This is a genomic window from Acidimicrobiales bacterium, from assembly GCA_036270875.1.
Classification (GTDB): Bacteria; Actinomycetota; Acidimicrobiia; order Acidimicrobiales; family AC-9; genus AC-9.
On record DATBBR010000115.1, the window covers coordinates 1 to 11,137 of the forward strand.

Annotated in this window: 13 protein-coding genes; 5 read left to right on the forward strand and 8 right to left on the reverse strand. The window is 70.6% G+C overall.

Features of this window, described 5'->3' with window-relative positions; all coding sequences use genetic code 11:
• The 5 genes from VH112_11875 to VH112_11895 form a co-directional block, all read left to right on the forward strand.
• Window positions 1–1,120 (forward strand): FAD-binding protein (locus VH112_11875; protein ID HEX4540933.1); only part of this gene is annotated, 1,120 nt, incomplete at its 5' end.
• On the forward strand, window positions 1,120–1,878 hold the full coding sequence (locus VH112_11880; GenBank protein ID HEX4540934.1) for a succinate dehydrogenase/fumarate reductase iron-sulfur subunit: 759 nt from the start codon (window positions 1,120–1,122) through the stop codon (window positions 1,876–1,878). The genes VH112_11875 and VH112_11880, both read left to right, overlap by 1 nt.
• A gap of 11 nt (window positions 1,879–1,889) precedes the next feature.
• Complete coding sequence (locus tag VH112_11885) at window positions 1,890–2,279, forward strand: SCP2 sterol-binding domain-containing protein (protein HEX4540935.1); 390 nt, start codon at window positions 1,890–1,892, stop codon at window positions 2,277–2,279.
• Window positions 2,280–2,284: 5 nt separating this feature from the next.
• On the forward strand, window positions 2,285–2,665 hold the full coding sequence (locus tag VH112_11890) for a VOC family protein (protein ID HEX4540936.1): 381 nt from the start codon (window positions 2,285–2,287) through the stop codon (window positions 2,663–2,665).
• Window positions 2,666–2,767: 102 nt separating this feature from the next.
• Window positions 2,768–2,977, forward strand: coding sequence for a hypothetical protein (locus VH112_11895; GenBank protein ID HEX4540937.1), 210 nt, complete (start codon window positions 2,768–2,770; stop codon window positions 2,975–2,977).
• Between the two features lie 38 nt (window positions 2,978–3,015).
• Here VH112_11895 and VH112_11900 read toward each other — a convergent pair whose 3' ends face one another.
• From VH112_11900 to VH112_11935, 8 genes are all read right to left on the reverse strand, one after another.
• The gene (locus VH112_11900; GenBank protein ID HEX4540938.1) at window positions 3,016–4,011 is read right to left on the reverse strand and encodes a malate dehydrogenase; all 996 of its coding nucleotides are present in this window, start codon (window positions 4,009–4,011) and stop codon (window positions 3,016–3,018) included.
• Window positions 4,012–4,021: 10 nt separating this feature from the next.
• Entirely contained in the window at window positions 4,022–5,218 is a 1,197-nt protein-coding gene (gene icd, locus VH112_11905; protein ID HEX4540939.1) for an NADP-dependent isocitrate dehydrogenase, read from the reverse strand.
• A 51-nt stretch (window positions 5,219–5,269) separates the two neighbouring features.
• On the reverse strand, window positions 5,270–6,139 hold the full coding sequence (locus tag VH112_11910; protein HEX4540940.1) for a methylenetetrahydrofolate reductase: 870 nt from the start codon (window positions 6,137–6,139) through the stop codon (window positions 5,270–5,272).
• Between the two features lie 57 nt (window positions 6,140–6,196).
• Entirely contained in the window at window positions 6,197–7,060 is an 864-nt protein-coding gene (locus VH112_11915; GenBank protein HEX4540941.1) for a tetrahydrofolate dehydrogenase/cyclohydrolase catalytic domain-containing protein, read from the reverse strand.
• Window positions 7,060–8,574 (reverse strand): bifunctional phosphoribosylaminoimidazolecarboxamide formyltransferase/IMP cyclohydrolase, encoded by a 1,515-nt coding sequence (purH, locus tag VH112_11920; GenBank protein ID HEX4540942.1) that lies wholly within the window; start codon window positions 8,572–8,574, stop codon window positions 7,060–7,062. The genes VH112_11915 and purH overlap by 1 nt, the downstream gene beginning before the upstream one ends.
• On the reverse strand, window positions 8,571–9,140 hold the full coding sequence (gene purN, locus VH112_11925) for a phosphoribosylglycinamide formyltransferase (GenBank protein ID HEX4540943.1): 570 nt from the start codon (window positions 9,138–9,140) through the stop codon (window positions 8,571–8,573). Before purN ends, purH begins: the two co-directional genes overlap by 4 nt.
• Window positions 9,141–9,521: 381 nt before the next feature.
• Window positions 9,522–10,409 (reverse strand): succinate--CoA ligase subunit alpha, encoded by an 888-nt coding sequence (sucD, locus tag VH112_11930; GenBank protein HEX4540944.1) that lies wholly within the window; start codon window positions 10,407–10,409, stop codon window positions 9,522–9,524.
• Window positions 10,406–11,137, reverse strand: a 732-nt coding sequence (locus tag VH112_11935; protein ID HEX4540945.1) for a succinate--CoA ligase subunit beta, incomplete at its 5' end; no start/stop codon positions are given. The genes sucD and VH112_11935, both read right to left, overlap by 4 nt.

Consider the following 11,137-nt stretch of genomic DNA (forward strand, 5'->3'; position numbering starts at 1 on the left):
CCTCATCGACATGGAGTTCCTGCAGTTCCACCCGACCGGGATGGTGTGGCCACCATCGGTCCGGGGGCTGCTCGTCACCGAGGGCGTCAGGGGAGACGGTGGCGTCCTGCGCAACAGCGAGGGCCGTCGCTTCATGTTCGACTACATCCCCGAGCTCTACCGCTCCGAGACGGCCGATACCGAGGAGGAGGCCGACCGCTGGTACACCGACCGGACCAGCGCCCGCCGCACGCCGGACCTGCTCCCCCGCGACGAGGTGGCCCGAGCCATCAACACCGAGGTCAAGGCCGGCCGCGGCACCCCCCACGGCGGCGTGTTCCTCGATATCGCCAGCCGCCGGGACCCTGACTACATCAGGCGCCGGCTCCCCTCCATGTACCACCAGTTCAAAGAGCTGGCCGATGTAGACATCACGGCCGAGCCCATGGAGATCGGCCCCACATGCCATTACTTCATGGGTGGGGTGCGGGTCGACGCCGACACCGCCGAATCCACCGTGCCCGGGTTGTACGCCGTCGGTGAGGTCTCCGGGGGCATGCACGGCGCCAACCGCCTGGGCGGCAACTCGCTCTCGGACCTGCTCGTGTTCGGTCGCCGGGCCGGGCACGCCGCGGCCCAGCACGCCATGGGCCGGAGCGGCACGCCCGAGATCGACGCCGGCCAGGTCGACGCAGCCACGAGCCACGCTCTCGCCCCCTTCGGGCGGGAGAAGGGTGAGAACCCCTACGCCATCCAGCAGGACCTCCAGGACTGCATGCAGCGACTGGTCGGCATCATCCGCCGCGAGGACGAGCTCAAGGAGGCCCAGCAGGAGCTGGCCGTGCTCAAGGAGCGCGCCACGCGGGTCAAGGTGGAGGGCCACCGTCAGTACAACCCGGGCTGGCACCTGGCCCTGGACCTCGACGCGCTCCTCACGCTGTCGGAGTGCCTCACCATGGCGGCCCTGCAACGCACCGAGTCCCGAGGTGGTCACACCCGTGAGGACTACCCGCGGGCCGACGAGGAGCTCGGAAAGGTGAACATGGTCATCCGCCGACGAGACGACGAGTTGTCGATCCACGCCGAGCCCCTGCCGCAGATGCCTGACGACCTCAAGGCGCTGTTCGAGGATTCGCACTGATGCCCGACGCGACCATGCAGGTGTGGCGAGGCGACGCGAACGGCGGCGCCCTCGAGGAGTACCGCGTGCATGCCGAGGAGGGCGAGGTCGTCCTCGACGTCATCCACCGCCTGCAAGCCACCCAGAACCACGATCTGGCGGTTCGCTGGAACTGCAAGGCCGGCAAGTGCGGCTCGTGCAGCGCAGAGATCAATGGCAAGCCGCGCCTCATGTGCATGACGAGGATGAACATCTTCGAGCCGGGTGAGGCGGTGACGGTGACACCGCTCAGGACGTTCCCGATCGTGCGCGACCTGGTGACCGACGTCTCGTTCAACTTCGAGATGGCCAAGCGGGTGCCGGCCTTCGCGCCAAAGCCCCGCGAGCCGGACGGCACCTACCGGATGAGCCAGGAGGACGTCGAGCGTCTCCAGGAGTTCCACAAGTGCATCGAGTGCTTCATGTGCCAGGACGTCTGCCATGTCATCCGTGACCACGAGGAGAACAAGCCGAAGTACGCGGGGCCTCGGATGTTCATCCGCTACGCGGAGCTGGACATGCACCCACTGGACACCGCCGATCGCCGCCCGCTGCTGCAGAGCCAGGCCGGCCTCGGCTACTGCAACATCACCAAGTGCTGCACCGAGGTGTGCCCCGAGAGCATCCACATCACCGACAACGCCATCATCCCCCTCAAGGAACGGGTGGTCGACACCTACGACCCGGTGGCGTGGCTGGGGCGCAAGATCCGCCGCCGGGGGCGGACGGCAGCGGGCTGAACCACCGGTAGATGGTCCGCTTTCTGTCGGACGAGTGGGTGGCTGAGCTGAACGGCGCGGTGGCGCTCGACGAGCAGGTCTCCCTGGCCGCGTCCGGGGTCCATCTCACCATTCAACAGGTCGTCGTCGGGCCGAACGGCGACGAGTGGTGCTATACGACCCGCGTGGACGACGGTCGCGTCGAGCTGACACCGGGCCGGGCGGATGACGCCGACACCACCATCACCGAGGACTACGGCACCGCCGCCGCCCTGGCACGGGGCGACACCACACCCCAGGACGCCATCCTTGCCGGCAGGATCCGGGTGAGCGGCGACCTGGGGGCCCTGCTGCGGGGCCAGGAGGTCCTCGAGCGGGTGCGGGCCCGCTTCGACGAGGTCCGAGCGCGGACCGAGTACTGACCCGGATGGAAGTGCTCGCCAGCCGGCTCTTGCTGCGCCCGTCCGACCTCGACCGGTCGCTCGCCTTCTACCGGGACGCGCTGAGGCTGGCCGTGTACCGGGAGTTCGGTGAGGGGTCGCAGCGAGGCGTGGTCTTCTTCCTCGGCGGCGGGTTCCTCGAGGTGTCCGGGCGGGCTGAGGCGCCGACGGCGCCCAACGTGGCCCTCTGGCTGCAGGTTCGCGATGTCGACGCCGCTCACGACGAGCTGACGGCGAGAGGCGTGCGCGTGGAGCGACCGCCGGTCACCGAGCCGTGGGGGCTGCGGGAGATGTGGGTACGCGATCCCGACGGGCTCCGGCTCGCCATCATCGAGGTGCCCGCCGACCACCCGCTCCGACGCCGATGACCCGATGCCGCCGGCCCGACGGCCCCCGAGCTCGCGGCGGGCACGCGCCACCACCGGCGAGATAGGTTGTGTCGACGACCATCCCAGGACAAGGGGGCGCACGTGACGCTGACCGGAGTGATCGACGACCACGTCCTGCAGCGGTACCGGGCACTGCTCGACGCCGAGGACGCCGCCTTCGACCAGCTGGCTCACGCCTACGAGGACGGAGACCGCGATCATTTCGAGGCCGACATGGCCGCCTGGCAGTCGGCGATCGATCGCCGGCTCGTCTACCTGCGCCAGCTGGGGGTCAGTACCGCCCTCGCCTAGCTGAGCCGACTCTGCTGAGCCGACCTTGCTGAGCAGGCCTAGCCGAGCAGCTCGGCCACCTCGGCCCGCTCTTCCAGGAGCTCCTCGGTCGTGATCCTGATGCGGTCCCGACCGAAGTCGTCGTGCTCCAAGCCGGCCACCACCTCCCAGCCACTGCCCGTCGATCGCACGGGGTAGCCGAACTGGAGACCCTCGGGGATGTCGTACTCACCCGAGCTCGGCACGGCCAGCGACACCCAGTCGTCGGGGTCCGTCGGCGTGCGGATGCTGACGACGGAGTCGATCACGGCATTGGCGGCCGAGGCGGCTGACGACGAGCCCCGCGCCTCGATCACCGCCGCCCCCCGCTTCTGCACGGTGGTGAGGAACTCGCCGCGCAGCCAGTCGTGGTTGGTGATCACCTCCGGCGCCGGTCGACCTCCGATGCGGGCATGGGCGAAGTCCGGGTACTGGGTGGTCGAATGGTTTCCCCACACGCCGACGCGCGTGACGTCGGTGACCGGCACCCCGGCCCGCCCGGCCAGCAGGGCGACCGCCCGGTTCTGGTCGAGGCGGGTCATGGCGAACCAGCGCTCGGGCGGCACCTCGCGACCGTTGCTCCGGGCGATCAGGCAGTTGGTGTTGCACGGGTTCCCCACGACGAGGACCCGCACGTCGCTGGCCGCGTGCTCGGCGACGGCCCGGCCTTGGGGCCGGAAGATCCCGCCGTTGATGTTCAACAGGTCCCGGCGCTCCATCCCCGCCTTGCGGGGCACCGATCCCACCAGCAACGCCCACGAGGTGCCGTCGAACGCCTTCTTCAGGTCCGAGGTGACCACGATGTCGGAGAGGAGCGGAAAGGCACAGTCCTCGAGCTCCATGGCCACGCCCTCGAGCGCCCGCATGGCAGGCTCGATCTCGAGCAGGCGCAGCACCATCGGCTGGTCGGGCCCGAGCGCCTGGCCCGAGGCGATCCGGAACAGGAGGGCGTAGCCGATCTGCCCGGCGGCGCCGGTGACGGTGACCTGGACGGGAGCGACATCGGCGCTGGGCACGCAGTCTCCTCTAGAGGCGGTCGATGATGGCCGAGGCGAACTCCGAGGTCTTCACCTCGGTCGCCCCTTCGGTGAGCCGGGCGAAGTCGTAGGTCACGATGCGGTCGGCGATGGTGGACTCCATGGCCCGGACGATGTCGTCCGCCTCCGCCTGCCAACCCAGATGCTCGAACATGAGCACCCCGGAGAGCAGGAGGGAGCCGGGGTTGACCTTGTCCTGTCCGGCGTAGCGGGGCGCGGTGCCGTGCGTGGCCTCGAAGATGCCGTGGCCGGTGACGTAGTTGATGTTCCCGCCCGGCGCGATGCCGATGCCTCCGACCTGGGCGGCCAGGGCATCGGAGAGGTAGTCACCGTTCAGGTTGGTCGTGGCGATGACGTCGAACTCGTCGGGGCGGGTCAGCACCTGCTGGAGCGTGATGTCGGCGATGGTGTCCTGCACGAGGATCCGATCGCCTGGGTCGCCGCCGCAGTCCTCCCAGGCCACGGCCACCCCGGCGAACTCCTCCCGCACGAGGTCGTAGCCCCAGCTGCGGAAGGCGCCCTCGGTGAACTTCTGGATGTTGCCCTTGTGCACCAGGGTGACGGACCGACGTCCCCGGTCCACGGCGTAGTTGATGGCGGCTCGGATCAGACGCTTCGAGCCCGTCTCGGAGATCGGCTTGATCCCGACGCCAGAGTCGGGTCGGACCGACCATCCCATCTCGTCGTGCAGGAAGGTGATGAGCTTCTTCGCCTCCGGGGTGCCCTCCTGGACCTCGAGGCCGGCGTAGACATCCTCGGTGTTCTCGCGGAAGATCACCATGTCGACCTTCTCCGGGTGGCGCACGGGCGACGGCACCCCTTGGAACCAGCGCACGGGTCGCAGGCAGACGTACAGGTCGAGGACCTGGCGGAGCGCGACGTTCAGCGAGCGGATCCCACCCCCGACCGGCGTGGTGAGCGGCCCTTTGATGCCGATGAGGTACTCGTTGAACGTGCTGACGGTCTCGTCGGGCAGCCACGTTCCCGTCTCGTCGAAGGCCTTCTGACCGGCGAGGACCTCTTTCCACGCCAGCTTGCGCCCGCGCTTGGCCGCCGCCGCGTCCAGCACCCGCTGGGCCGCCGGCCAGATGTCGACGCCGGTCCCGTCTCCCCGGATGTAGGGGATGATCGGCTCGTCCGGCACCTGGAGGGCGCCGTCGCTCGACATGGTGATCTTCTCGGCCATGCAGCCGAGCCTAGTGGGGGTGCCGGCGGTCGCTCGAAGCCGGGGCGTGCCTCAGACGGTGGGACCGAGGCCCAGGTTGTCGTAGATCTCCCGGGTCGCCGCGGCCTGGTTCATGGTGTAGAAGTGCAGGCCGGGCACGCCCTCGGCCAACAGCTTCTGGCCCAGCTCGGTGGCCACCTCGACGCCGACGCGACGCACCTCCTCGGGCCGGTCGGCGACCGGCTCGAGGCGGTCGGTCACCGACCGCGGCACCTCGGTCCCCGACAGCTCGCACATCTTGCTGACCGTGCGAACGCTGGTGATCGGCATGATGCCGGGGATCACCGGCTTGTCGACGCCCAGTGCCGAGAGCGACTCGACCAGGTCCAGGTAATCCTCCAGGCGGAAGAAGAACTGGGTGATGGCGAAGTCGGCGGCCTCGAGCTTGAGGGCGGTGCGGCGGCGATCGGTCGCCCGGTCGGGCGCCCCCGGATGTCCCTCGGGATGCGCCGCCACCGCCACGCAGAACGGCGCCACCGAGCGGGCCAGCTCGACGAGGTCCAGCGCATATCGGAGGTCGCCGTCGGGCAGGGCCGAGGCGGCATCGAGGGGCGGGTCCCCGTGGAGGGCCAGGATGTTCTCGACCCCGGCCTCCCGGTAGCGGACCAGGATCTCCTCGAGCTGCTCCCGGCGGTGGGCGGCGCAGGTGAGGTGGGCCATGGCGGTCATGGAGCTCTGGTGCTGCAGGCGCACGACGAGGTCGTGCGTGCGCTCCCGGGTCGAGCCGCCCGCGCCGTAGGTGATGGAGGTGAAGGTCGGCCGCAGGGGCTCCAGCTCGGCCAGGGCAGTCTCGAGACGGCGCTCCGCCGTCTCGCTCCGCGGGGGCCACAGCTCTATCGAGAAGGCCCGACCCCGGTCGAGGAGATCCGAGATCCTCGCCATGGCCCTGGAGCGTAGTTCTCCTGACGCGGATCGATCCCCCGCGGGACTGGCGGAGCCTTACTGGCGCTGGGCCCGTCGCTCGGCGGCCCGCACGGCGTTGCTGAGCAGCATCGCCCTGGTCATCGGTCCCACCCCGCCGAGCCTGGGGGTGAGCCAGCCGGCGACCTCGCCGACGGACTCGTCGACGTCCGACAGGAGGCGCTTGCCCGACCAGGAGGTGCCCGCCCCCACCACGGCGGCCCCGGGCTTGACCATGTCCGGGGTCACCAGCCCGGCCTGACCGGCGGCAGCCACGAGGATGTCGGCCCGCCGGGTGTGATCGCCCAGGTCCGGCACGCCGGTGTGCACGACGGTGACAGCAGCGTTGGCGTGCGGTCGCTTGAGGGCGAGCAGCAGCGCAAGGGGGCGGCCGATGGTCAGGCCGCGGCCGATGATGACAACGTGCTGTCCCTCGATGGCGACCCCGTTGGCCACCAGCAGGGCCTGGATGCCAGCCGGTGTGCACGGGATCGGTCCGTCGGCCCCCATGACCAGCCGGCCCAGGTTGACCGGGTGCAGCCCGTCGACGTCCTTGTCGGGATCGACGGCCAGCAACGCCGCCTCCTCGTCGAGAGCGCCGGGCAGGGGAAGCTGGACCAGGTAGGCGTCCACCTCCGGGTCGGCGTTGAACCGGGAGATGGTGGCGTGCAGCTCCTCCTGGGTGGTGGTGGCGGGAAGGTGCTCGTGGATCGAGGCGATACCCACCTCCGCGCTGTCCTGGTGCTTCATCTCGACGTAGCGAGCGCTGGGCCCGTGATCGCCGACGAGAATCGATCCGAGCCCGGGCTGGACGCCCGCGCCCTTGAGCTCGCGCACCCGCTCGGACACCTGCTCACGGATCCGCGTTGCCAGCGCCTCGCCGTCGAGAACCCGGGCGGCCATCAGTGCCGGAAGTGACGCTCGCCGGTCAGGACCATGGCCAGGCCGTGCTCGTCAGCAGCGGCGACGATGTCGTCGTCGCGCAGCGACCCCCCAGGTTGGATGACCGCCGCCACGCCTGCGGCTGCCACGGCATCGAGCCCGTCACGGAATGGGAAGAAGGCGTCGCTGGCCGCCGCGCCCCCGACAGCCCGGCCGGCTGCCTTGCGGGCGGCGATCTCGCCGGGCTCCACCCGGTTCTGCTGGCCGGCGCCGACGCCAACGGCCTGGCCCCCTGCGACGAGCACGATGGCGTTCGAGGAGGTGAAGGCGCAGATGCGCCAGGCCAGCTCCAGGTCACCCCACTGGGCCTCGGTGGGCGCCACTTTCGTCACGACTCGCCACGCGTCCCGGCCAGCGGGAAAGTGGTCGGCCTCCTGCACCAGGTACCCCCCATCGAGCCGGCGCAGCTCCCGGACGTGCGGCCCCGGCGGCGGCGCCTCGAGGACCCGCATGTTCTTTCGCTTGGCCGCGAAGCGTTCCAGCGCACCCGGGGCGTAGGCGGGCGCCACGAGGACGTCAGCCACCGGGTTGGCCACGATCTGCGCCGCCAGGTCGTCGTCGACCCGCCGGTTGAGGGCCACGATGCCGCCGAAGGCCGACATGGGGTCGCACTCGAACGCCCGCTGGTAGGCGGTGGCGATCTCGCCGGCCACCGCCGCGCCGCACGGGTTGGCGTGCTTGATGATGGCGGCGGCGGGCGAGTCGCCGAGCTGGTGGACCAGCTGCCAGGCGGCCTCGGCGTCGAACAGGTTCAGGTACGAGAGGACCTTGCCCCCGTGCTGGGCGACGCCATCCCACCATCCTCGGCCCCCGATGTCGCGATAGCGGGCGCCCTCCTGGTGCGGGTTCTCCCCGTAGCGCAGGTCCTGGACCCGCTCCAGTGCGAGGTGCAGAGTCGGCGGAAGGGTGACGGCGGGCCCGCCGGCGCCGCCGTCGTCGAGCCACCCGACGATGGCAGCGTCGTAGGCGGCGGTATGGGCGAAGGCGGCGCGGGCCAGTCGGCCGCGGGTGGCGTCCGACAGCGCGCCGACGGCACGCAGCTCGTCGAGGACCGGCCCGTAGTCGGCAGGGTCCACGACCACGCCGACGTGGGCGTGGTTCTTCGCCGCGGCCCGGACCATGGTCGGCCCGCCGATGTCGATCATCTCGATCCCGGGGCGGGACGGGAAGGGATAGAGGTTGCACACGACGAGCTCGATCGGCGCGATACCCCGTTCGGCCAGCTCCGAGCGGTGCACCGGGTTGCTGCGGTCGGCCAGGATGGCGCCGTGGATGTCTGGGTGGAGGGTCTTCACCCGCCCGTCGAGCATCTCCGGCGCCCCTGTCACCGCCTCCACCGGCGTGGTGGCGATGCCGGCCTCCGTCAGCGCCGCGGACGTGCCGCCGCTCGCCACCAGCTCCCATCCCAGATCGACCAGGCCCCGAGCGAACGCCGTCAGGCCGGTCTTGTCGTACACAGACAGCAGCGCCCTCACGACCTCAGTGACTCCTCGTCGGCAATGACCGCGGCGATCGTGGCGGGATAGAGGCGCCGCTCGACCGCCTTGATGCGTTCGTGCAGGGACTCGACGGTATCGTCCGCCAGCACCGGCACCGCCTCCTGGGCGAGGATCGGCCCGTCGTCGACCTCCAGCGTGGCGACATGCACCGTGCACCCGGTGACCTTCACCCCCGCTCCGATGGCCTCCTCCACTGCGTGCCATCCGCGGAAGGCGGGCAGCAGCGCCGGATGGGTGTTGAGGATCCGACCCGGGTAGGCGTCGTGCACGGGCTTGTCCAGCACCGTGCCGAACCCGGCCATGACCACCAGGTCGACGCCGTTGGCCGTCAGCACGTCGACCACCTGGTCGGTGTAGGCGACCCGATCGAAGTCCTTGCCGAAGCTGCGCCGCTCGACGAGCTGGGCCGGTACGCCCGCCCCACCGGCCACGTCCACGGCCCGGCACGGCCGGTCGACCACGACGACGGCCACAGGTAGATCGGCGTCCAGGATGGACTCGAGAATGGTCCCGCTACCCGATGCCAGCACCCCGACTCGCACCCTTCGCACGCTACCAGCGGGGCTCGTTCTGGCCGGTTATTGCCCGGTGGCCCCAACCTCGTTCTCTCGATCCTCGCGGTGATCCGGCTCGGCGTCTCGGCCCGGTTCTTCGAAATCCGGGCCGACACGCCGACCGGCTCACCCTCTGCCGTCCACCGGGTCCGCCGGACCTCGCCCCGGCCGGTAGGGGCGGCGCGTTCCGCCTCTGGTCGAAACGCTGCGGCGCCGCGGTGACTTTCGACAAGAGGTGAAACCGGGAAGCTCGGACTGGAAGCTCGCTGGCGGGCAAGGGGGAGCGGCGGCGCCGGTGGCCGCCCTTTCGGAGAAGGGCGGACAGCGGCGGACGTCCGCTCCCTCATCGCCCTCGGGCGCGCCAGGCGCCTAGCGGAGCTTGCTGACCACCTCGACCATGAGCTCGCCGGCCTCGGTCGGGTTCTGGGCCACGGTGGCGCCGGCCGCCTCGAGGGCGTCCATCTTGGCCCTCGCCGTGCCCGAGGAGCCGGAGATGATGGCGCCGGCGTGGCCCATGCGCTTGCCCGGCGGCGCCGTGACGCCGGCGATGTAGGCCACGACGGGCTTGCTCATGTCCTTGGCGATGAAGTCGGCCGCCCGCTCCTCCTCGGTGCCGCCGATCTCTCCGATCATCATCACGGCGCCGGTCTCGGGGTCGGCCTCGAAGGCGGCGAGGCAGTCGATGAACCCGGTGCCCGGCACGGGGTCCCCGCCGATGCCAACGCAGGTGGTCTGGCCGACGCCCTGGAGGGTCAGCTCGTTGAGGGCCTGGTAGGTGAGCGTTCCCGAGCGGCTGACGATCCCGACCGGCCCGCCGGGCAGGGCGATGTCGCCCGAGGTGATGCCGATGTTGCACTTCCCCGGCGAGATGATCCCGGGGCAGTTCGGCCCGAGCAGCCGGGAGCCGGGATAGTCCCGCCGCAGCTGGTTGAACAGGAGGACCTCGTCCTGGGCGGGGATGAACTCGGTGATGCAGACGATGAAGGGGATGCCGGCGGCGGCCGACTCGAGGATCGCGGCGGGCGCGGCGCGCGGCGGCACGGAGACGAACGAGGCGTTGGCCCCGGTCGCGGCGACGGCCTCGGCCACGCTGTCGAAGACAGGTATCCCCTCGACGTCCTGGCCGCCCTTGCCCGGGGTGACGCCGGCCACGACCTTGGTGCCGTAGTCGCGGTTGCGAAGTCCGTGGAAGCGACCCTGGCCGCCGGTCAGACCCTGGATGGCTACCTTGGTGTGCTCGTCGACGAAGATGCTCATGACGCGCCACCCGCCTGCCCAGGGACGCCGGCGAGCTCCACCGCCTTGCGAGCGGCGTCGAGCATGGTGGGCAGCGAGATGAGCCGGTCCGACTCGTGGCCGGCGAGCAGGGCCCTGCCCTCGGCGACGTTGGTGCCGTCGAGGCGCATGGCGATGGGCGCCCGCAGCTGAACGCGGCCCAGGGCCTCGACGATGCCCTTGGCCACCTCGTCCACGCGGGTGATGCCGCCAAAGATGTTGATCAGGATCGAGCGCACGGCGTCGTCGGTGTTGATGACCTCCAGTGCGTTGGCCATCACATCGGCGTTGGCACCCCCGCCGACGTCGAGGAAGTTGGCGGCCGATCCCCCGACCTGGTTGACCACGTCCAGGGTGCTCATGGCCAGGCCGGCGCCGTTGGCGATGATGCCCACCGAGCCCGAGAGGCCGATGTAGTTGAGCCCCTTCTCCCGGGCCAGCCGCTCCCGGTCGTCGAGCTCCTGGAAGCTGGTGAGCTCGGCCCACTCCGGATGCCGGAAGGCGGCACTCTCGTCGAGGGTCACCTTGGCGTCCAACGCGTGAACCCGGCCGTCGGGGGTGAGGATCAACGGGTTGACCTCCACCAGGTCGGCATCGCCCTCCACGAAGCAGCGGTAGAGCTTGACCAGCAGGTCGATGGCGCCCTCCCGGGCCTCCTCGTCGAGCCCTGCCCGATCCACCAGGGCAGCGGCCGCCTCGACCGTGAGCCC